This window comes from Alteromonas sp. Mac1, assembly GCF_001562125.1.
Taxonomy (GTDB): domain Bacteria; phylum Pseudomonadota; class Gammaproteobacteria; order Enterobacterales; family Alteromonadaceae; genus Alteromonas; species Alteromonas stellipolaris.
In genome coordinates this window covers 1,795,911-1,817,644 of the sequence record NZ_CP013932.1, presented here as the reverse complement: position 1 = coordinate 1,817,644, position 21,734 = coordinate 1,795,911, and the positions used below count along the sequence as shown (strand labels likewise).

19 protein-coding genes are annotated in these 21,734 nt (G+C 43.0%); 9 read left to right on the top strand and 10 right to left on the bottom strand.

Translation table 11 applies throughout. The features are described 5' to 3' along the window. Positions 1–5: 5 nt before the first annotated feature. From AV939_RS07655 to AV939_RS07635, 5 genes are all read right to left on the bottom strand, one after another. Positions 6–824: a sulfite exporter TauE/SafE family protein gene (locus AV939_RS07655; protein ID WP_061997474.1), complete on the bottom strand. Its 819-nt coding sequence runs from the start codon at positions 822–824 to the stop codon at positions 6–8. 156 nt (positions 825–980) lie between these two features. Continuing rightward, a complete protein-coding gene (locus AV939_RS07650) occupies positions 981–2,558 on the bottom strand; it encodes a gamma-glutamyltransferase family protein (RefSeq protein ID WP_061997473.1) in 1,578 nt (525 codons plus the stop codon). 113 nt (positions 2,559–2,671) lie between these two features. Further along, positions 2,672–3,961 carry an amidase gene (locus AV939_RS07645; RefSeq protein WP_061997472.1) on the bottom strand — a complete coding sequence of 430 codons (1,290 nt, stop codon included), beginning with the start codon at positions 3,959–3,961 and terminating at the stop codon, positions 2,672–2,674. Between the two features lie 144 nt (positions 3,962–4,105). Next, positions 4,106–4,669, bottom strand: coding sequence for a DUF924 family protein (locus AV939_RS07640; RefSeq protein WP_061997471.1), 564 nt, complete (start codon positions 4,667–4,669; stop codon positions 4,106–4,108). Between the two features lie 194 nt (positions 4,670–4,863). Beyond that, entirely contained in the window at positions 4,864–5,721 is an 858-nt protein-coding gene (locus tag AV939_RS07635; RefSeq protein ID WP_061997470.1) for a MurR/RpiR family transcriptional regulator, read from the bottom strand. A 396-nt stretch (positions 5,722–6,117) separates the two neighbouring features. On the opposite strand from AV939_RS07635, the gene AV939_RS07630 reads away from it, so the two are divergent. Further along, positions 6,118–6,747: a CPBP family intramembrane glutamic endopeptidase gene (locus AV939_RS07630; RefSeq protein ID WP_061997469.1), complete on the top strand. Its 630-nt coding sequence runs from the start codon at positions 6,118–6,120 to the stop codon at positions 6,745–6,747. A gap of 174 nt (positions 6,748–6,921) precedes the next feature. Next, positions 6,922–8,208, top strand: a complete 1,287-nt coding sequence (locus AV939_RS07625; RefSeq protein WP_061997468.1) for a mechanosensitive ion channel family protein — start codon at positions 6,922–6,924, stop codon at positions 8,206–8,208. A 246-nt stretch (positions 8,209–8,454) separates the two neighbouring features. Here AV939_RS07625 and AV939_RS07620 read toward each other — a convergent pair whose 3' ends face one another. The 3 genes from AV939_RS07620 to AV939_RS07610 form a co-directional block, all read right to left on the bottom strand. Next, positions 8,455–9,528, bottom strand: a complete 1,074-nt coding sequence (locus AV939_RS07620; protein WP_061997467.1) for a DUF3080 family protein — start codon at positions 9,526–9,528, stop codon at positions 8,455–8,457. Between the two features lie 10 nt (positions 9,529–9,538). Further along, the gene (locus tag AV939_RS07615) at positions 9,539–10,402 is read right to left on the bottom strand and encodes an SDR family oxidoreductase (RefSeq protein ID WP_082746092.1); all 864 of its coding nucleotides are present in this window, start codon (positions 10,400–10,402) and stop codon (positions 9,539–9,541) included. Between the two features lie 234 nt (positions 10,403–10,636). Next, positions 10,637–10,846 carry a hypothetical protein gene (locus tag AV939_RS07610; RefSeq protein WP_057792561.1) on the bottom strand — a complete coding sequence of 70 codons (210 nt, stop codon included), beginning with the start codon at positions 10,844–10,846 and terminating at the stop codon, positions 10,637–10,639. Positions 10,847–10,927: 81 nt separating this feature from the next. Here AV939_RS07610 and thrS point away from each other — a divergent pair, with 81 nt between their 5' ends. The 4 genes from thrS to rplT all read left to right on the top strand — a co-directional run bounded on the left by thrS (position 10,928) and on the right by rplT (position 14,176). Next, positions 10,928–12,844, top strand: coding sequence for a threonine--tRNA ligase (gene thrS, locus AV939_RS07605; protein WP_057792559.1), 1,917 nt, complete (start codon positions 10,928–10,930; stop codon positions 12,842–12,844). A gap of 98 nt (positions 12,845–12,942) precedes the next feature. Beyond that, entirely contained in the window at positions 12,943–13,491 is a 549-nt protein-coding gene (gene infC / locus AV939_RS07600; RefSeq protein WP_126873690.1) for a translation initiation factor IF-3, read from the top strand. Positions 13,492–13,604: 113 nt separating this feature from the next. After that, on the top strand, positions 13,605–13,802 hold the full coding sequence (gene rpmI / locus AV939_RS07595; protein ID WP_012518091.1) for a 50S ribosomal protein L35: 198 nt from the start codon (positions 13,605–13,607) through the stop codon (positions 13,800–13,802). 17 nt (positions 13,803–13,819) lie between these two features. Continuing rightward, positions 13,820–14,176: a 50S ribosomal protein L20 gene (gene rplT, locus AV939_RS07590; RefSeq protein ID WP_013784592.1), complete on the top strand. Its 357-nt coding sequence runs from the start codon at positions 13,820–13,822 to the stop codon at positions 14,174–14,176. 205 nt (positions 14,177–14,381) lie between these two features. Here rplT and AV939_RS07585 read toward each other — a convergent pair whose 3' ends face one another. Then, positions 14,382–15,284, bottom strand: a complete 903-nt coding sequence (locus AV939_RS07585) for a hypothetical protein (protein WP_061997466.1) — start codon at positions 15,282–15,284, stop codon at positions 14,382–14,384. A gap of 243 nt (positions 15,285–15,527) precedes the next feature. Next, entirely contained in the window at positions 15,528–16,982 is a 1,455-nt protein-coding gene (locus AV939_RS07580; protein WP_057792555.1) for an undecaprenyl-phosphate glucose phosphotransferase, read from the bottom strand. 751 nt (positions 16,983–17,733) lie between these two features. Between AV939_RS07580 and AV939_RS07575 the strand changes: the two genes are divergently transcribed. From AV939_RS07575 to AV939_RS07565, 3 genes are read left to right on the top strand one after another with little or no spacing between them, the layout of a single operon-like run. Beyond that, the gene (locus AV939_RS07575; RefSeq protein ID WP_057792553.1) at positions 17,734–18,936 is read left to right on the top strand and encodes an outer membrane beta-barrel protein; all 1,203 of its coding nucleotides are present in this window, start codon (positions 17,734–17,736) and stop codon (positions 18,934–18,936) included. A gap of 44 nt (positions 18,937–18,980) precedes the next feature. Beyond that, the gene (locus tag AV939_RS07570) at positions 18,981–19,481 is read left to right on the top strand and encodes a polysaccharide biosynthesis/export family protein (protein ID WP_057796218.1); all 501 of its coding nucleotides are present in this window, start codon (positions 18,981–18,983) and stop codon (positions 19,479–19,481) included. Between the two features lie 29 nt (positions 19,482–19,510). Next, positions 19,511–21,727 carry a GumC family protein gene (locus AV939_RS07565; RefSeq protein ID WP_057792551.1) on the top strand — a complete coding sequence of 739 codons (2,217 nt, stop codon included), beginning with the start codon at positions 19,511–19,513 and terminating at the stop codon, positions 21,725–21,727. Positions 21,728–21,734: the final 7 nt, after the last annotated feature.

Sequence of the window (21,734 nt, the reverse complement as noted above, 5' to 3'; positions counted from 1 at the left end):
GGCTCCTAGATAAACACCTGCGCAAGCATGCGCAGGCCAGTAATGATGAGAACAACAGCAAAAATTTTCTTAAGTAGGCCCGCGTCTAACTTATTGGCAATGCCTGCACCAATGGGCGCAAAAATAACCGTTAGTGGAACAATACACGCGAAACCAAGTAGATTAACGTAACCGTAGGTAGCAAACGGCGCATCAACAGGCGTAGTACCTACAAATAAAAGTGTAATGGCAGCAGGCAGCGATATAATGAGGCCGACAGCGGCTGCTGTACCTACTGCTCTGTGCGCAGGGTAATTACAAAACGTAAGGGTCGGGACGGTAAGCGTGCCGCCACCAATGCCAACCATTGAACTGAAAAAGCCAATACACGCCGCCATAATAGACTGTCCAACACGCCCTGGTAGGCCGTTAAACAAGGCATCTTTTTTGCCAACTAACATGTTGATAGCAGACAAAGTGGCAATAACACCGAACATCAAGGTTAAGAAATTAGCGTCTAGTACCGTTACTAAATAACTTCCGGCTAAAACACCAACTAAGATAAACACTGCCCATGCTTTTAGTAGGGCAAAATCTACATTGCCTTTACTGTGGTGAGCGCGAATAGAGCTAATAGACGTAGGCACAATAGTGGCTAATGACGTTGCAGTTGCAATCACCATGGCACTTTCTGCCGATACACCTAGCGCTTGAAATAAGAAAAACAGGACAGGCACTATAACAATACCGCCGCCTACACCTAACAGGCCAGCCAGTAATCCGGCGAACACGCCTGTACCAATTAACGATAAAATTACCGTCATGTTATCGAGTAAAAACTGCATAAATTAAGAATCTCGTTGTGAAAGTGTGCTTACTAATAAATTTACGCCCAACGTAAATTATGGTGGGTTGCTCTGACTTACTTAAAAAGGGGTGGACGTCCTTTAAAAATAAGCCAAAAGCAACACACCGATAAAACGGCTTGAAGTAATTTTGTGTTAGACCTTATCGGTAAAAGCTTTACCGTCGCTTCGTGGATCGCTTGCTGCGCTTACTGTGCCAGTAGGCGTGCGAATAACCGCGCCTGCATGACCCATCAGTTCGTTACAAGGGTCGACAGTCACCATATCGTGGCCGCGGGCAATAAGGCTTTCGCCTACATACTCGGCTAAGTCACGCTCGGCTTTTAAGTTGTTACTTTCATCACCCCAAGTACGGCCTAATAACCAGCGTCCAAGGGCAATGGCTTTATCAATCGGTTGATTGTGATAAATATGGCGTGCAAATAAGGCAGCTTGTGTTTGTGGCTGACCTTCACCGCCCATGGTGCCGTAACTCATGCGTCGACCATCGGCTAAATCGGCAAACGCAGGGTTTAGCGTATGAAACGGCTTTAACCCAGGTGTTAGGTATTGGTTGCTTGTCGGATCTAACGAGAATGAAGTGCCTCGGTTATTCCATACAATGCCGGTTTGTGGGCTAACAATGCCTGAACCAAATTCCCAATAAAGCGATTGAATGTAACTTACCATTCGGCCTTCGCTGTCACACGCACCCATCCAAATGGTATCGCCTGGTTTCGCTACATGCGGCCACGGCTGTGCTTTTTCTACCGAAATGTGTTTAACCATTTCATCTAACGACTCATCAGTTAATAAACTAGACAAATCAACAGGCGTGCGTGATGGGTCGGTCACGTTTGCATTTCGCGCAATAAACGCTTGTTTTGTGCATTCAATTAATAGGTGAACCATGTCGGCATCGGTAGAGCCTAAATGCTGCACTTTGTCGTAAAGTGCTAAAATAATTAACGACGCCACACCTTGAGTAGGCGCAGGCAGGTTATACAAAGTGCCTTTGCTGGTGGTAACTGAAAGCGGCTCGACAATTTGCGCTTTGTATTGATTAAAATCTTCAATACGAATAGGTGAACCAGCGGCTTCTAAATCGGTAGCCAGTTTGCTAGCCAGTTCGCCATGATAAAAATCATCAAGCCCTGCTTTAGCTAAGTGGCTAAGTGTTTTAGACAGCGCCGTCAGTTTAAGGATTTTGCCTTTTTTCAAGGCGTTACCCTTAATTAAGAACTGATCAAAGTTTGGGTCGCTGGCTAAATCGTCAAAGGTTTTATTACTGGCGTCTACCAGGCTTTGCGTAACTTCTATACCCCAATTCGCTTGACTTATTGCAGTATCAAAAAGCGTATTAAGCGATAGGCCATCTTGCCACTGGTGGCTTATTTTTAATGCTTCATTCCAACCTGCTACTGCACCGGCCATAGTAAGGGCTGATTTTCCGCCACGGCTAGGAATAGCGCTTTCGTCTTTGTAAAATTCAGGTGTTGCACCTAATGCCGCAACACCTGAAGCATCAATACCAATAGGGGCTTTGCCAGGCTCGCTTATTAGCCAAAATCCGTCGCCACCCATACCATTCATGTGAGGGTATTCAACGGCAATAGACGCAGCTGCAGCCACCATTGCTTCAATCGCGGTGCCGCCTTTTTCTAAAATATTCAATCCCACTTGCGATGCCGCAAAGTGAGGGGCTGTGAAGCCTACGTTATGCTTTTCACTCATCGTCTTTTTTTATCCATTTGTTATTTGGCAAGTGCGATCTTGTATCTGCGCTAAGCCCCCCATTGATCACGTCATTCTACTTCATAGTGACTACGTCAGTGTGGGCCTATGCCTTAGGCTGTCAGTATTTTTGCTAACTTAATGAGTGCAAGATCGCTGCCTTTTTTGCCTACCAGTGATAAACCACATGGGGCATTTTGTAGGGTAAATAGCGGCATATGAATTTGTGGAAGCTCTGCTAAACCTGCAATTGAGGTAAGCGCCAGCAGGGCGTTCCTATCGTTCGCTAATGTTTCTTCGTCAGCATCGCACCGTGGTGCAATACCGGGGGTAGTGGGTATCAACAATACGTCAACAGTTTCAAATAAGCTGTTGATGTATTCTTGAAACGCCACTTGCTTCTTCTTGGCTTCTTCAATTTCTTGTTCAGAAATCGTTTCACACCAATTTAGTCGAAGCATTATATCGTGGGCAATGTCAGGGGATGTATCGGTTATCCACTGGCCATGTTGTTGCCAAATTTCTGCGCCCTGCAACACACGAAATGTCGCGGCCGTATTTAGTACCGATAAATCTAGTTCGTGTTCAGTAATAGGGCTAATAGTAAAACCCGCTTTGTCGCTATCCGCTTTTTCATTAAGCGCCTCTAACCATCTTGTGGCCAAAACGCCATGTTTTGCACTTTTTAGCAAGTGTTGAACGGCACCAATTCGTACTAAGCTTGTATCTGCTTCGCTTTCCGGTGCAACCAATTCTTCCTGCGCAGCATTAGCTAAACAGACCTGACTAACCTTTTCTAGCGTTTCAATGTCACGAGTCATCCAACCTATGGTGTCGAAAGACGGTGCCAACGCCACCATGTTGTCACACGGTATAGCATTATGGGTAGTACGCAGTCCCCATAACCCCTGATAACTAGAGGGCACACGAATAGAACCACCTGTGTCAGTTCCCAAACCAATATCGGCTAAATGTGCCGACACAGCAACGGCCGAGCCGGAAGACGAGCCTCCAGGAATATGAGCAGGCGCAATAGGATTAACCAGCTGCGGATAATGTTTATTTTGACCATGAAGGCTATAGGCGAGTTCATCGGTAATTGTTTTACCTTTAAAGATTGCGCCTGCATTTAGTAATTTTTCCACTGTGCTATTAGTGGTCGTTGGCACAGGGTGCGTTGCCAACCAATCGGGATTCCCGGCTGCGGTGGGTAGCCCATTAATGTGAAATAAGTCTTTTACCGCTAAAGCGTAGCTTTTTAAGGCACCGCTTTCTAAGATATCGCCAGTTAATTCGCCAGCTGTTGGTGAAACATTGGCTACCGCAGAATCTGGCCCAGAATCTGAAGTGCTTTTAGCGTTTACTTTATGGTCAGCAGGAATCGAAACAAAAGGAGAAGACACGGCACATTCGCAATAATGAAAAATATACCCCCATGAAACAATCGTTTCTCTTTATTGTCAAGTGAAACGTTTGTTACTGGCGTGTTATATGCAACGTGTTATATGAAATATATGCGATGAGTTATATGCAATGAGATATCTGCACTAAAACCGGCTATCAGGTTGACTGAGGAACAGTTCCTCTTCTTTGGTACTGGTCCTGCCTAGCACTAAGTTACGGTGAGGGTAACGGCCAAATTGCTCAATAATACGCAGGTGTTTCAACTCGTAGTCGTATTGCTGCTCTAACCCTGGAACCGCAAAAAGTTGAAGCGCAATATCGTGTATAGCCAAAGATTCGCTATGCATAAATGGCATGTACAAGAATATGCATTGCTGAGGCGTAAGGGTTTTGTCGGCCTCAACACTCACCGCCTCTTGAGCTAACACTAACGCCATAGGATCTTGCGAGAAAGCGTGGGGAGTGTCTCGGTATATATTTCGTGAAAACTGGTCAAGCAAAATAATTTCAGCTAATCGGCCTGAGGGCGTAGCTCGCCAAGGCCATAGTTCACCTTGTGATGCAGCGCGGTGCAAGGTTAAAAATTGCGATGCAATAGTACGATCAAGGGCAGAATCTTGAGTAAACCACTGGGAAGGGGTTACTTCATTAAACCAAAATTCTAAAACTCTGCTAGACTCTTCTATAACAAGGTGGGATTTATCCATTTCAACTCCAACATCAAATGCTTGGTTGCCTTTTTACGGGAGAACAGCGCGGTTGTCTCTTTGTATCTCGTGTGGCAACACGAATTGTTATACGTGCTTATTTAATAATTCGATCTTCTATTCTTGCTTAAAAATCAACCAAACAAAAGAAGTTAATGCTACTTTACATGTTATTTTAAATTATACTTTACACATTACTTTCGTTCAGAAGGTTCTAATTCATCCAGGTCGCCATACAGGCTAGTAATGGCCTCAACACGCTTTGATGCACTGTCGCCCAACGCAGAATACGTAAAGTTACATAAGGTTGAAACCAAGCTCATTGGGGCAGCATAACTGTCGAATGGTGCATAGTTATCTACCTGTGAACTCAAATGATTCCCTAAATGACACACCAATAAATGCTTTACGTTATCTCGGTAAACTTGCCCCGTAGGGTCGGTGATAAGAATGGTTTGGCAATGAGATAGGGTATGTAACACGTGTTTAAACTGGCGAGTGCGCCTACGAAATCCAAACAACACCACAACATCATCTTTACCCAAATCGACTAAATCTTCCCCTAAGGTTTGCCCAGGTTGAGGCAGAAGCCTTACCGAGGTGCGAATTTGCTTAAGTTGTTGGCGAAAATGTAGCGCTAATGGATAAGCGTTTCTAAACCCAATAAGCGTAATTTGTTGCGCGTTCGCCAGCTTTTCAGCAATGGCAGTAAGGGTGGCAATATCAATATTGTCGAAGGTTTGCGAAATATTATTCAGTTCTTGCTCGTGCTGCAGAACCGCTGTGGTACTAGGGCTAACAGGCACGCCCTGTTCGCGTAAGGTAAGCAACGTATTTTTTGCTTCTTGATGCGATTCAAAACCAAGCTGACGAAAAAAGCGGCTTACCGTGGCTTTTGAGGTGTTGGTTTGTTCAGCAATATGAGAGGTTGATTGGGTAACAACCGCAATAGGATTGCGCTGTAAATACTGAGCTATAGTTTGGCCTGATGGCGATAAAGACGCGTAGTGCTTCTCTATTTGCTTAATAACATCGTTTGAATTTTTAGCCATAGGGAATAATCTTCAACTGCTCAGTTGTGCGTGTCGCGTTTTTGTTGGTTTGCACTATATTGATGCTTTTTAGCAAATAACAACAATATCGTGAAGGAATATATTTCAGCAACAGGGCTTATTTGTGTGTTATTTATACACACGAAGTGACCGCTTATTGCCTATGAATAAACAAACCGCAACCGCCGTACCCTTGCTACACATCATCATGTTCTATTCTCACACTTTATTCCACTGCCAGAAATTCAAAAAACCGTTAATCTTTGGTGACTTACTCATTTACGCCTAATGTATAACGCCGCAACCTAAGACTTCTACGCGAATTGGCACTATAATTTCATTATCTTTTTAAGTTCATATTTCTGTCATCAATTTGCAATTAAGTAGGGGTTCTTCGTGGTAAAGCTATGGTCTGAATTGATCATCTTGTTCGTTGCACTGCCCATTGCCGTTCTTTACTGGATTAATCACGTCGCCGACTGGCTTATGCCTATTTTGGCCATCGTGTGCTTGTTTTGTTTATGTGTGCTATTGGCCGACAAACAATTTCAACGTATTCGTTTATGGCATTGGGAAGATTACGGCCGTCATTTAAAAAGTACCCTTAAGCTTTTTCTACCATGGGCAAGTTTGCTTGCGCTATGTGTTTATCTTATTAAACCTGAGCTTTTTTTACATTGGCCAATCAACGAGCCATGGATGTGGGTAGTGACCTTATTGGTGTATCCCGTGGTGTCGGTTATTCCCCAAGAAATTATTTTTAGAACTTTCTTTTTCCATCGATATAAACGCATTTTACCTTCACGTAATGCACGCTGGATTTTAAGTACCTTTGTGTTCGGATTGGCGCATCTGATTTACGGGAACTGGGTGGCAATTATTATATCTTGGTGTGGTGGGGCTATATTTGGCTATCGCTACATGCAAACAAATTCAACACCCATAGTGGTAATAGAGCATGCTATTTGGGGAAGCTTTCTGTTCACCATCGGGTTAGGCTCATATTTAGTGGTAGCTGGGCCTTAGCGTAAATTAGTGCATGAAAATGTAAAGTCAGTACATGAAAGTGTAAACCAGTACATGAGCGTGTGCGTATCGTATCAATAAATATGGTAAGTAGTATTAGTTAGAAGTTAATGTGGTGAGGGTTATATTGTTTGGCTTCACCCGTGGTAAGTAACCTCATTTCAAGGAGCGAAGGTGAGCATCATCGATTCCCTAACAGCGTTTTTCATTGTAGACATATCACATTTCGCGCTAGCAAACGTAATGCCCCTAGCTTTATTGGCAGCAGATACAGTTGCACCTTCCTCAGGAGTAGAAAACTTTACCGAAGCCCAGTCGGTGCTATTAGATTTATGGCATGGGTTCTTATATCGCTTACCCGGTCTTGGTGTAGGCTTGTTAATTATGGCGCTGTTTATTATTGCTGCAGGCCCGTTATCTCGATTGCTGCTTAAGCCGTTTTCTTTCTCTTCACTTACCCCGTTAATTAAGTCGGTAGCGCAACGTTCTATTAGCTTGGTTATTATATTACTTGGAGTGTATTTGTTCCTGTTTATGGCGGGCTTAACGGGCTTTGCTGTTGCGGTTATTAGTGGAACTGGCGTAGTAGGGTTAATTCTTGGTTTTGCCTTTCGTGATATTGCCGAAAACTTTATTTCCAGTTTATTGCTTACCATTCAAAGGCCGTTTCGAATAGGCGATATTGTTGAAATAAACGAGTTTACGGGCATTATTCAAAAAGTAACGTCGCGCGCCACTACCATGGTCGATTTCGACGGAAATCATATTCAAATTCCCAACGCGACAATTTACAAAGGGGTGATTAAAAACCTAACCGCCAACCCACTTATGCGCGGTCATTTTATAGTGGGAGTCGGCTACGATGCCGATGTTCGTAACGCACAGAATTTGGCAGTTGAGATAATATCTAGCCACGCCAAGGTACTTAAAGATCCTGAACCTCAAGTGTTAATAGATAATTTGGGGGCATCTACCTACAATTTAAAAGTGTATTTTTGGGTGAATGTTGAAGACACCAGCGTGCTTAAAATGTCGTCGCTGCTTATGCGCCAAATTGTAGGTCGTTTCACTGAAGAAAATATTAGTATGCCTGACGATGCCCGCGAACGTGTTTTCCCTGATGGGTTAGCCATAGTGTCTAATCAATCGGTTAGTAAAGAAGATTCAGCTGATGAAACCAGCGGTTTCACGTCGCTTAATAAGCCTTTTTGTGAAAGTAAAAATACCGAATTATCAGGCAACAAAAAGCCAGCCTTAGCATTGGCAGGTAAGCCAGCAGAAAACACTCCGTATTCATCGAATTTTACAGGTTCTAAATCGCAGACGAGTACATTAGATAACAGTGCTAGTTCAGCGCTTGAAAACGAAAATGAAAACGAAGACGTTAGTAGCGAGGCCGAAGATATTAGAGAGCAAGCGAAGAAAGCCCGCGATCCTGAAAGCGGTGAAAATATTCTATAGTTTGCCCAAAATGCTGTTAGCAACGGTGTGTTGAACGTTCTCAATATTTAGCCGTTTTGGTTAAGCTATGTACATTAAATAATGCCACGTTGATCTTCGCCACATGAAGCGATGCTGCATTAAGCTGTGCCACACGAAGCAGCCTCACGATAACCTATGCCACACGAAGCACTGCCAAGATAAGCTATGCCACGTTAAGCCACGACACAGTTAAACTATGACAGGTTACACATGTAATACGTAAAACTAGTTCGCGGTTGGTGATAAATTGCAGCGACCTAGAAAGTCTTGCCATAAGGTAACATGGGCTTTCATAGTGGCACTGTATTGTGCAAAGTTATCATTAGCGTGGGTGCGTATGTGCGCTTTAAAGGGGGCGCTCAACGCGGTATTTTCTAACCATTCTTTCCATAAGGGTTGTAGCTGATAGTGGTAACTATTCAGCGTACTCGCAATGGGCTGAATTTCTTCTATAAAGTACAAGTAAAACACATTTCGAAGAATAGTGGCCTTGTCGCTTGTTATCCCGTTTTTGCACTGTACGTTGTTTAGCGCAGGCGCTAATACGTGGTTCAGTGACGCCAAACGGTTGTGCAAGATAGCTTGTGTTTGCCATAGCTTTGCCGGCAGCCGAGAAGACGCAATAATCTGTAATTGTTGTTCAAGCTCGCCGCTGTCGCTAGCGCTAACTTCAACAACACTTTCATGCTTTAATGTTTCTGCTAAACCATTAATAAAGTGAAGCGCATTAACCGATGGCTTGGCATCTTTATTTTCACTTGCTTGCAATGGCGCGCCCGCCATACTCAACCCTAGTTTCATTTCGGTACTGGTTTGAACTACGTTTGCCCATACGCTCTGATATTGAGCCTGCTTTTGTTTACGCCATTCAGCCATGGTACTTGCAATAGGGTTATCAGCAGCATCTAATCTTGCTTCGCAATTTACCAATGCGTTCAATACGCGATGCTCGTACTGTAACCGCTGTGAAGGTAATTGAGTTTTACCCAATGCCGTGTTTCTTTCAGCCACTATTCGGCCAAGTTCACAATCTTGTATGGCGTAGAACTCTCGTATATTAATATTCAAGGTGGTGACGTTGTTGCCAAGTGCAGAAAGTGTTGGGTAGGTTTGAGAAGGCAGGGCAAGATTGCGTCTCGCAGTTAAAGATGGCTCGTTCTGTGACAACGGCTTATCTAACACTCTAGACAAGCGGGTGGTGTATTCATCCATGGTGTCATCAATGCTAGGCGCACCAAAACACCCTTGTAAAAAGCCAACTGCTATCACAATGCCTGCTAGTCGCATGGTGTTCACCACATTAATATACCTATGCCGACGCATTCGTGTGTAGGCTTCGGCCACCATCCACATAAATAATTTGCCCAGTAATATACTTAGCTGAAATTAGAAATGTTGCCGTGTTTGCAATATCTTCAGGGGAGCCAAGTCCGCCTAGTGGAATACTGTCTAATAACCGCTGTTTTTGATCGTGCTCTAATTCTCTTTCAGGCCACAAAATGGCGCCGGGAGCAATGCCGTTTACCCGCACCTCTGGTGCCATTTCAACCGCCAGTGAACGTGTAATAGATGCCAATGCAGTTTTAGCAAGGCCGTATACCGTATGATGTGGCAGTGGGCGGTCTATGTGCATATCAACCATATTAATAATACAGCCATGACTCGCTTTTAAGGCAGGCCACAACGCTTGCGATAAAAACAAGGGGCCTTGTACGTTGCTGCCCACTAAGCTTTGCCAGTCATTGGCAGAAATGTCGCCAAGGGGGGTAGGGTAAAAGCTAGAGGCATTATTAATTAATACGTCTATACGATTTGCAGGCTGCACGCTTGAATCCGAATCTGAACCTAGTGCATGCACTGTGCTACTACCCAATGAAAAAGCATCTGGCGCAGTGGCTTGTTCAGCTAAGCGAGTAATATCCTCTAATTTACACAAGTCTGCCTGCAAACAAATAGCACTATTAGGCCTTATGTTATTTAACGAATTCACCAATGCGTTAGCGTCTTGTGCTGAATGGCCGTAGTGCACAATTACGCGATAACCAGCACTGTGAAGGGTTTTTGCCATAGTGGCACCAATGCGTTTCGCTGCACCAGTTATCAGTGCAACCGGTGGGCTTTCCTGAAACGCTAAGTCGGTAGCAGTGTCTGCATTAGCGGCTTCTTCATTCATAGTGTGGTTGTTGGCACGTTTTTGTTCGTTAGGCATTGGCAGGCACTACTCCGTTGTTCGGTGTTTTTATTCGGTATCAAATTTTGCACGGTGTTAATTTTTTTCACAGTGTTAGTTTTTGTATGGGTCTACTTGCACAAGCGTGTTGGTATAAGTTTGACAGCATTTCCAATAATTTAAAGATAAGAATAAGTAAGGTTTCAGGTAAAAACAGGTGAAATTCACAAAATGTTTTTACTCAAATGCACGAAATGTGGCTAGCAAGGCATTGAAAATACCCTTACCCATTGCAAGTGCGTTTTCAGTCGTTATAATCGCCCATCGATTATCGTTTATACGGCCGGCCCAAGTATGGAAGTCGGCAAAGAGTAAACGGTCATCAAAGTTATATTGTTCATAATGCGAGTAGCGCGAATACTGCGCAAACAATGAACATAACGACATCGCTTTAACACCCAATAGGTGTTTTTAAATTTAAAGTTGCAAGTGGCGCAGAGTAGGCGTCACCACTGTAAAGGACATATCATGCCAGTAATTACCCTTCCTGATGGAAGCCAGCGCGCTTTCGACCAATCAGTTTCTGTATTAGATGTTGCCAACGATATTGGCCCAGGCTTAGCGAAAGCTACCATTGCCGGTAAAGTAAATGGCGAATTGGTAGACGCAGTAGACCTTATTGAGTCAGACGCTCAGCTACAAATCATTACCGCAAAAGACGAAGCTGGTTTAGAAATTCTTCGCCACAGCTGCGCGCATTTGTTAGGCCATGCTATTAAGCAACTTTGGCCAAACACCAAAATGGCAATTGGGCCTACTATCGACAACGGTTTTTACTACGATGTTGATATGGAAGAAAGCCTAACCCAGGAAGATATTCAAAAGCTTGAAAAGCGTATGCTTCAACTAGCTAAAACTAACTATAACGTTGTTAAAAATAAAGTTAGCTGGCAAGAAGCCCGTGATGCATTCGAAGCACGCGGTGAAACTTATAAAATGGAAATTCTAGACGAGAACATCAGTCATGATGACCGTCCAGGGTTATACCACCATGAAGAATACGTAGACATGTGCCGAGGCCCTCACGTGCCTAACATGAAATTCTGCCAAAACTTCAAACTTATGAAAGTAGCCGGTGCTTACTGGCGTGGCGACAGCGACAATAAAATGTTGCAGCGTATTTACGGCACAGCATGGGCTGATAAAAAGCAACTTAAAGCTTATTTGCAGCGCTTAGAAGAAGCTGAAAAACGTGATCACCGTAAAATTGGTAAAACACTAGACTTGTTCCACTTCCAAGATGAAGCGCCGGGCATGGTGTTTTGGCACAACGATGGTTGGTCTATCTACACAGAATTAGAAAAGTTTATCCGCGGTAAATTGCGTGAGTATGACTACGGCGAAGTAAAAGGCCCACTAATGATGGACCGTTCGTTGTGGGAAAAATCAGGTCACTGGGACAAATTTGGCGATGCCATGTTTACCACTGAATCTGAAAAACGTGAATACGCGATTAAACCAATGAACTGCCCAGGTCACGTTCAAATATTTAACCAAGGCTTAAAGTCTTACCGCGACCTTCCGTTGCGTATGGCTGAGTTTGGTTGTTGTCACCGTAATGAACCATCAGGTGGCTTACATGGGTTAATGCGCGTACGTGGGTTTACCCAAGACGATGCACACGTATTTTGTACCGAAGAACAGATACTCGATGAAGTAGGTAGCTGTATCGACATGGTCTACGATGCGTACAATACCTTTGGTTTTGAAAAAATCGTGGTAAAACTTTCTACTCGCCCAGAAAGCCGAGTAGGCAGTGATGAAATTTGGGATAAATCTGAAGCGGCATTGGCAGAAGCACTTAATAAGAAAAATATTGAGTTTAGTTATTTGCCAGGTGAAGGCGCGTTCTACGGACCTAAAATTGAATTTACCCTTCATGATTGCTTAGACAGAGCATGGCAGTGTGGAACGGTTCAGCTAGATTTCTCTATGCCGGGTCGTTTAGGGTCTACTTACGTAGCTGAAGACGGCGAACGTAAAGTGCCAGTAATGATCCACAGAGCTATTTTAGGTTCACTAGAAAGATTTATCGGTATTCTTACTGAAGAGTTCGCCGGACTTTTCCCGCTTTGGTTAGCGCCTCAGCAGGTGGTAATTCTAAATATTACCGATAGTCAGGGTGAATATGCACAAGAATGTGCAAAAAAACTGCAAAAAAGTGGATTTAGAGCAAAGTCGGACTTGAGAAATGAGAAGATTGGCTTTAAAATCCGCGAGCACACTCTCAAGCGTGTTCCTTATATGCTAGTTGTAGGCGATAAAGAAATGGAAGCTGGCGAAGTAGCAGTACGCTCACGACGCGGTGACGACCTAGGCAAAATGAGCCTGGAAGCTTTTATTGCCATGGCAAATCAGGAAGTGGCAGAAAAGACCATTAAATAGTTTGAGGGTTTTCGTGTATACTACACGACGGTGTTTGCTTATCAGTACTGAATTAAAGACAGATGATGAGCAAACAGAAGAATTAAATGTTTGGAGGAATGCACATTAAAGGCGCTAATAACAAGGCTCAGGGCGACAAAGCCCGCATAAACGATGAAATTAAAGCCAAAGAAGTACGCTTAATTGGCAAAGACGGTGAGCAAGCCGGCATTGTGACGTTAGCAGAAGCGACGAAACTTGCTGAAGAAGCCAGTCTTGATCTAGTAGAAATCAGTCCGAATGCTGAGCCGCCAGTCTGTAAAGTTATGGACTATGGCAAATTCCTCTTTGAAAAAAGTAAAGCTCAAAAAGAGCAGAAGAAAAAACAGAAGCAAATTCAGGTCAAGGAGATTAAGTTCCGCCCTGGCACTGATGAAGGCGATTACCAGGTAAAACTGCGCAACCTGCGTCGCTTTCTTGAAGGTGGTGATAAAGCCAAAGTTACGATCCGTTTCCGCGGACGTGAAATGGCGCACCAAGAGATCGGTATTGAACTTCTTAACCGTGTTAAAGCGGATTTGGAAGAGATTGCTGTGTGCGAGTCTTTCCCACGTCGTGTGGAAGGCCGCCAAATGATCATGGTGCTAGCCCCAACTAAGAAGTCGTAGTGGTCTAAAAGTTTTTGAGGTACTGCAATCTCAAAACACCCTGCGGCTAAACATTAACCGACAACCGGTAACTGCATACCCAGCGTCGATACTAACAATGCGGAGTTTTAGCAATGCCTAAAATGAAAACTGTAAGCGGTGCCGCCAAACGTTTTAAGAAAACGGGTTCTGGCCGCTTTAAAAGCAAACAGTCTCACTTACGTCACATTCTGACTAAGAAGAGCTCTAAGCGTAAACGTCACCTTCGTGGCAAGAAACTGGTTCATGATTCTGATACCAAATTGGTTCAGCGCATGTTGCCGTACGTATAGACTTAGGAGACTGATTAATGGCTAGAGTAAAACGCGGCACGGTAGCACGTGCACGTCACAAAAAAGTCCTCAAGCAGGCAAAAGGTTATTACGGTGCTCGTTCACGCGTTTATCGCGTAGCGGTACAAGCCGTAACTAAAGCTGGTCAATATGCTTACCGTGACCGTCGTCAGCGCAAGCGTCAATTCCGTCAATTGTGGATTGCACGTATTAATGCTGCTGCACGTCAAAATGGTATGTCATACAGCCGTTTCATTAACGGTTTGAAAAAAGCGTCTGTTGAAATCGATCGTAAGATCCTTGCCGACATCGCTGTACATGACAAAGCAGCTTTCAGCGCACTAGTCGATGCGGCTAAAGGCGCATTAGCTTAATTATTAACTAATTAAGTTTAAGTTCTTTCGGAAAAAGGCGAGCAGGATGCTCGCCTTTTTTCGTTTCTAGCGTTTAGTTTTTTGTTAACTGCACTATTCGTACACAGCGCGGCCCCCAAAACGGAAAACCAAAAAACGGAAACCACAAAACAGAAAAGAGCCAGGCTGTTTTAAATAGCGCTTAGCTTACGGCTCTCACACGCACTTAATAGGGTGTAGACAAATTCACACCCTCACTCATATAAATATCATCATAAGCCAAGCCGCCATTACCGTATGGTTTATTAATTGGCCCTGTATTGCTGTTAGCCAAAAAGTAAATAAGTGGCAACTCTCGTTTCATTCTAAAATTAGCATTTTCATACGCTAAGGTTTGCTGGCTGAACTCGCCGCCTTTCACGTACACACTATAAACTTGCCCACCATTTTCGACCGTGGCGTTATTAACCACATACCAAATTTCGTACCATTCGCCCACCGTAAGAGGCTGTGATATTTTGTTGTCAGCATTTTTTACACTGGCGTATTGGCGGTATTTATCTGTACTGTCTATTTTTACCATTAAGCTACCGTCGTTCTTATACCCGTTCGATTCGTACTTATCGGTAACTCTTAGGGTAGGTTCAAACGCGTCGTAACCATGTTTAATTATGTCAGTAGGGTGCATGTTGCTAATGCCAAAGGCATGGTTGTTAGGAAATCGCTCAACTCGAATTTTGGTATAAAACGTATAGGTGTCGCCCACGTTTACAGGTACAGGCAGTGCTTTGAAGCTTAGGGCTTTTCTATTTCCCACAATGCCGTCAGCTGCAGGCTTTTTAATTAAATAGCCATTGTTAGCCTTGGGTAGAGTAGGGGAAGTGTTTGTATCGGTACCTTTGCCTAAGGTTGCGCCTGAATCTGCCCTAGGCTCGTGAAATTTAATTTCAGTTACTTGGGCGTTCTCTACATAAGGTTTAGTGTCATTTTGCGTGTCGGCTAATTGCCAACCATTTAGCGATTCCTTATTAAACGTATCAATTACTAACCAAGGTGATGGAGTTTGTGTAGGTAATAAGTAACAAGCAGTGAGTAAAAATGACGTACTAACCAGTAATAGGTACTTCATTAAGTGCCTTAAAATGTAATGGGTGTCACTTATTTATACACTCAAGGAGCCGAAAACTACAATTAAAATGGCCTCCAATAGTACGTTTAAGAATGAACTGGCAAGTGCCTCATGCATTTAAATATATCGTTAACAGAAACAAAAAAGCCTCAACACGTGGTGTTGAGGCTTAGATTAGGTGTATCAAAATTTTACAACCTTGAACTGATAAACTTGGAACTCACCAAATTTTAACTGATAGTGTTAGTAAGCGTTCTTATTCGCTAACCCACCAAATACCGTCATAAAGACAATTTTAATATCGAACCAAACGGACCAGCGGTGAATATAATCTAAATCGTACTCTACCCGTTGTACCATTTTATTCACTGTCTCTGTTTCGCCACGTAAGCCATTAACTTGCGCCCAACCGGTAATACCAGGCTTTACCTTATGGCGAAGCATATAACCAGTAATAAGCTTACGGTATTCTTCGTTGTGCGCTACGGCATGGGGGCGGGGGCCTACAATCGACATTCTGCCTTGTAGCACATTAATAAACTGTGGCAGTTCATCAATAGAAGAGCGTCGCAAAAAACCACCAATTTTAGTTAAGCGAGCATCATTCTTAGTGGCTTGTTTAACCACAGCACCGTTATCTTGCGTAGTCATAGAGCGAAATTTGTAAACGGTAATCTGCTTTCCATCTAACCCGTAACGCTTTTGTTTGAAAATGACAGGGCCCTTAGAGGTAAGCTTTACCGCTGCAGCAATGCCCAACATTGGGATAGCCAGCATGATTAAAATTAGAATACTTAATACAATGTCTTCAAAGCGTTTTAAAATGTCGCTAGCACCTTGGAATGGGGTGTCGTACACACTTAACGCTTGTACAGAACCAATCGACTGCCAGCGGGCATTTAGCAGGTTGTACATAAAGAAATTAGGAATAATATAAACGTTAGCCGTTGTGTCGCTGCATTTTTCAAGAATGTGGCGAATACGGCTCTCTGCACTCATTGGCAGAGCTATATATATGTAATCCACTTCATTGCGCTTAGCCATTTCAATGGCCGACTCAATATTGCCTAATACTTGGTTTCTAAACTCATGAGGCAATCTGTCTTCACTTCTATCGTCAAACATTCCTAAAAAGCGAATGCCTAAATGTTCATTTGAAACGATTTGATTGGCCATATTGTAACCCAATTGACTTGCACCAATGACAATCGATTTTCTTGAGTTTAATCCGCTGCGGCGAAGGCGAAAAAGAAATTTTCGCATTACGTAGCGCCAAGCAAGTACAACAACGAATGAAGATGCAGCCCATAATAAAACGCCAGGAGGCGTAATTCTTAGATCGCCAAAGAAAAAGAACCCGAAAGCGGTGGTAGACAACATGCTAAGGGCCCACGCTATAGCAGCTGCACGAAGCATTTCATTCGTTCTGTGGCCACGCCAAGAACGGTAGAGCTCTACAAATTCACCAGATAGTTGGAAACTAATAACAAAGACAAAAAGAAATAGAAGGCTGCCAGCGGTTACTGGGCTATGGTAATAAAACGCTGAAGCGTAATAAAGTAAGGTCACTAAGCATAAATCAATAAGCCTATATATGGTTGAGAAACCACTTTGGTTCCTAACGATAAGCCCGCCAGAAGCATTGGGTTCAACCTCGTGAGATTTGAGGACTTGGTTAGGTGCTACTTTATTATCCATGTAAGTATCTCTAAGAAATAAAAGTTCACGCCGACTTCAATTGTCAATAAAGCAAAAGACCACTGCGTTTATTATAAGCTTTAGCTTAAATTACTTTTTAAGCTGGTATTAAAGCTAAAGCAAAATGTGTACCGGAAAGCTCTTGAAAAATAAAATTGAAAACAGGAAGAGGAGGTTAACCACGCCAAGCTTACAAAAAGCTAACTAAGCGATATTACCACTCTTTCAGCTTAACTATAGTAGTATAAGCAAGTTGTAATTTTATTACAAAACTATTGAAAGCAATTATTTAAATGATATTGTAAGATGGTTAATTATCTTTATACTGCGTGCCATAAATCTATTAACTTTCAACCTGAAAATTTTGTTCTAACGGGGTTGAAAAGTTGCCTCAACTTACAGGTAAGCCCTTAATCTAGACACATTGCTGCAATATTCATTCGCTATGCTAGTAGTGGTGATGGGTAGGTTTTGAAATATATACGGTGATTGTTTAGTAGATACGTACGTGTTGATTGATGCTGATAGAAAGTAACGAAAATTTTCAATTATTTTTCATTTAATTTCTCATTACAGCGCATGGCACGGTATTAGCATGCCAGATGGCATATAGTGCAAAGATTATGAATTTCACACTTAAATCGGTTAAATAAATGTGGTCGGTGTTGTTTTTTTGAGCAAGCAAGCTGATGTTGCACTGTTTTATCCCAACGTTTACCCATAGAAGACCAAAAAAATTTTAGGAGCGAGTATGTTTAAAAGGACAACAAGCCTTGTTGCACTGTCGGTAATTAGCGCCATATCGAATGCACAAGAGGCTGGCCGTATTGAAGCAGGCCAATTCGACATTATCCCCACGTTTAATTCATCTATGAGCTATGTTGATAACGTAGCTTATGCTCGTGATGGTGAACCTAAAATTTACAGCTGGCGCGCAACGCTTTCGCCAGAAATTATTGCGGCAACCGAAATTGATGGTAACCCCGTCCAATTTGGATACCGCTTAGAACGCGGTGTGTACTTTTCAAGCAGCGCAGATGACTACACTGACCATTTTGTTGAAGCTACCGGTGAATACGAACTAAATAGTCGTCATCGCCTAAGTGGAACTGCGCAATATGAAGATGGACATGAAGATCGCGGTACCGGTTTTTCACTTGGGGCTGGCGATGATATTACTTCGCCTGATACTTTTAAGAGTATATACGCTGGTGCTGAGTACAGTTACGGTGCGTTAACGTCAAACGGCATGCTAACCCTTAAGGCAAACCGAGAAACATTAGATTACGACCGAGAAGAGCAAGCTTACCTACTTCGCGACCGCGCTAAAAACAAAGTAGGCGCTGAATTCGCCTACAAAATAGCGCCTTCTACCGCGTTAGTGATTGACGTTACCAATACATATACTCGTTACGACCGTCAATTATCGGCAGCTTCTAGTCTTGATAGCGACACGTTACGTGTATTAGGTGGTATTACGTGGGAAAGTACGGCAGCCACTACGGGTTTTGCGAAAGTGGGTTACACAGAAAAAGATTTTGAGTCTGCAACTCGTAGTACTTTCTATGGCGTAGATTGGGAAGCGGGTGTTGAATGGCAACCTGTTACCTATTCAACGTTTCGATTTGCAACCAGTGCAGATACTCGTGAAACTAACGGTGAAGGTAACTTCATTCGAGGCCGCGATTATACCGCCTCTTGGGAACATGAATGGCTACAGCGCTTAAGTACATCCACAAGCATTAGCAAGTTAACAGATGAATATGTGCTAGATGACGAAGGCATTGCCAATCGTGAAGATGATTTAATGCGTTATACCGCTGCATTAAATTATCAAGCACGTCGTTACTTAAGCTTTTCTTTGTATTACACACTAAATGACAGAGACAGTAACCGAGATACTATTGGTTACGACAGAAGTGTAATTGGTTTATCTGCTGAGGTTAGCCTGTGAAGCAATGTGTAAACAGTATTTTCGCATTCCTTTTTGTTGTAGTGATGTCGTTCAATGCTATAGCACAAGAAGGTAATTTGAGTATGAGCCGCTATCAATTGGGCTCAGGTGACAGAGTAAGTATTAACGTATTTGGCCAAGACGATTTGTCGATGGAAGTGCGTTTGCCCGATGTTGGCACTATTAACTACCCGTTTATGGGTGAAGTAAAATTAGTAGGGTTAACCTTAGGCGAAGTAGAACAGCTTATTTATGAAGGCTTAAAAGGGGATTACTTAGTAAACCCGTCGGTATCGGTGACTATTATAGACTACCGCCCCTTCTTTATAGACGGTGAAGTTAAACGCCCAGGTGGTTACCCTTACCAGCCTGGTTTGTCGGTAAACAAAGCCGCTGCGTTAGCTGGCGGTTATACCGAACGAGCAGCAAGAGACAAAATAACTATAGTTCGAGAAAAAGATGGCACATCACGCAGCTTTACCGTTACGGTAAGCGACATGATTCAGCCCGGTGACATCATTACCGTAAATCAACGCTTTTTCTAATTAACAGAATTTCAGGATATAAAAACAACATGGCAGTAATTAATAGGGATGATGTGAATCATGGTGTGCTAGATAGCGAAACTATCGATATTGCACACTACCTTGGAATTCTGAAACGCTACGCTTTCCGTATTGTTTCATTAGCTATTGCGTTTACCATTTTAGTGGCTTTGCTGGTAATGCGTATGACGCCACTTTACACGTCGTCTACCACCATATTGGTAGATTCAGAAAATGCAAATGTGGTGTCAATTGAAGAAGTGTATGGCTTAGATACTAAGCGTAAAGATTACATGCAAACCCAATACGAAATACTACGCTCGCGCCAAATAGCAGAGCGTACCGTAGAGGGCATGAACTTACACTTAAACGATAAATTCATGCCGCCTGAAGAAGGCCCTGGTATTGTAGATTCGCTTTTAGATAGCGCTAAAGATATGCTGCCATTTCTTCCTCAAGAAGAAGTGGTTGAGCGTACCGAAGCACAAATTATCGCGGCAAAAAAACGTTCGGCCGTGTTCAGGTTAATGCGCGCCGTAGAAGTTAGTATGGTAGACAACACGCAGGTAATGAAGATTTCAGTAACCACTGAATCTGCTTCGTTGTCGGCGGAAATTGCCGATACTATTGCCGATGTTTACATTGAAAACTACCTTCAAGCAAAGCTTGATATGACTGCTAAAGCAACGTCGTTTCTTACTGAAAGCTTAGAAGGTTTGAAAGATAAACTCGATATTGCTGAAAAGAATTTGTCGCAGTTTTATGAACGCAACCAAGTGGTAAACATCGACGGTGTAGTAGGCCTTGCTGCTGACGAACTAGAGCGTTTGAGTTCACAACTGCTTGATGCACAAACTGCACTAAAATTAAATGCGGTTATATACAGACAAACACGCAATAACGTTACCCTTGATGATATTGCAAGATTGCCAGAAGTACTGAATCATCCTACCATTCAAGGGGTGCGCCGCGACGAAGCTAAAGCCATGACTCGCGTGTCTGAACTTAGCAAAGTGTACGGCCCTAAACACCCGAAAATGATTGCGGCAAATGCCGAGCTTTCATCAATTCGTGAAACTTTAAATACGCAAACTCGCGACCTTATTTCCAGTATTACTACCCAATACCAAGTTTCAGAGCAGCGCGTAGCGCAGTTACAACAAGAGGTAGAAATAGCGAAAGCAGAATTCCGTGGCTTATCTGCGTTAGATAATGAGCGCAAAGCGCTTCAGCGCGATGTTGATATTAACCAGCAACTGTATAATTCATTCTTTACTCGATTGAAAGAAACGGATGAGTTGGGCGGCTTTGAATCGGCTAACGCCAGAGTTTTAGATAGCGCCGTGGTGCCATCACAGCCTTCTGAACCAAACAAAAAATTGCTGATTGGTGCAGCTTTCGTATTCAGTATTGGTTTTGGCGTGTTTTTAGCCATTACCATGGAAACGCTTAATAGCGGTATCCGCTCGGTAGAAGATGTAGAGCGTAAGTTAGGCCAGCGTATGTTGGGATTAATTCCATGGCTGGCCCATAAGAAGAAAACCAATTTACCTATTCGTACTTATTTTGACGGTAAAAAACATCAGTTTGCCGAGTCGGTTAGAACCTTACGTACTAGTTTGTCGTTATTGAATTTAGATAAAGACAACCAAGCTATTATGGTTACCTCTAGCGTGCCTAAAGAAGGTAAAACTACCGTATCTATTAACCTTGCGTTCGCGTTAGGGCAATTAGATAAGACCATATTGATAGATGCTGATTTACGCCGCCCAAGTATTGGTAAGCAGTTTAATATTCCAAATTATCAGCCTGGTGTAGCTAACCTTATTCTTAAAACCCACAGTTTTGATGAATGTTTGGTTCGTGATGAACAAGCAAATATTGATATTCTTTCTGCCGGTACCATACCTTCTAACCCGCAAGAGTTGTTAGCCGACAAAGGCTTCGATGAACTTATTAAAGTATTAAAGACCCAATATAAATATGTGGTAGTTGATACTGCGCCTACCCAAGCAGTAAGTGATTCAATGGTTATTGCTAACTCGTGCGACTCAATTATTTACGTGGTTCGCGCCGACAGTACTAGCGAGAAAGTGATCAATACTGGGTTGTCTCGTTTCTTACAAGTTGGACATCGTCTTGATGGGGTAGTGCTAAATCAAGTAGACTTACGAAAGTCTGATGTAGCACAGAGGTACGGCGGGTTTTATGATCAGTATGATTATACTAGTCATAAGGACAGCTAAAAATTAA

Coding starts and splice junctions, on each gene's coding strand:
- AV939_RS07655 (WP_061997474.1), bottom strand. CDS start 824: ATGCAGTTTTTACTCGATAACATGACGGTAATTTTATCGTTAATTGGT.
- AV939_RS07650 (WP_061997473.1), bottom strand. CDS start 2,558: ATGAGTGAAAAGCATAACGTAGGCTTCACAGCCCCTCACTTTGCGGCA.
- AV939_RS07640 (WP_061997471.1), bottom strand. CDS start 4,669: ATGGATAAATCCCACCTTGTTATAGAAGAGTCTAGCAGAGTTTTAGAA.
- AV939_RS07635 (WP_061997470.1), bottom strand. CDS start 5,721: ATGGCTAAAAATTCAAACGATGTTATTAAGCAAATAGAGAAGCACTAC.
- AV939_RS07615 (WP_082746092.1), bottom strand. CDS start 10,402: ATGAATGAAGAAGCCGCTAATGCAGACACTGCTACCGACTTAGCGTTT.
- AV939_RS07610 (WP_057792561.1), bottom strand. CDS start 10,846: ATGTCGTTATGTTCATTGTTTGCGCAGTATTCGCGCTACTCGCATTAT.
- thrS (WP_057792559.1), top strand. CDS start 10,928: ATGCCAGTAATTACCCTTCCTGATGGAAGCCAGCGCGCTTTCGACCAA.
- infC (WP_126873690.1), top strand. CDS start 12,943: ATGCACATTAAAGGCGCTAATAACAAGGCTCAGGGCGACAAAGCCCGC.
- rpmI (WP_012518091.1), top strand. CDS start 13,605: ATGCCTAAAATGAAAACTGTAAGCGGTGCCGCCAAACGTTTTAAGAAA.
- rplT (WP_013784592.1), top strand. CDS start 13,820: ATGGCTAGAGTAAAACGCGGCACGGTAGCACGTGCACGTCACAAAAAA.
- AV939_RS07585 (WP_061997466.1), bottom strand. CDS start 15,284: ATGAAGTACCTATTACTGGTTAGTACGTCATTTTTACTCACTGCTTGT.
- AV939_RS07580 (WP_057792555.1), bottom strand. CDS start 16,982: ATGGATAATAAAGTAGCACCTAACCAAGTCCTCAAATCTCACGAGGTT.
- AV939_RS07575 (WP_057792553.1), top strand. CDS start 17,734: ATGTTTAAAAGGACAACAAGCCTTGTTGCACTGTCGGTAATTAGCGCC.
- AV939_RS07570 (WP_057796218.1), top strand. CDS start 18,981: ATGTCGTTCAATGCTATAGCACAAGAAGGTAATTTGAGTATGAGCCGC.
- AV939_RS07565 (WP_057792551.1), top strand. CDS start 19,511: ATGGCAGTAATTAATAGGGATGATGTGAATCATGGTGTGCTAGATAGC.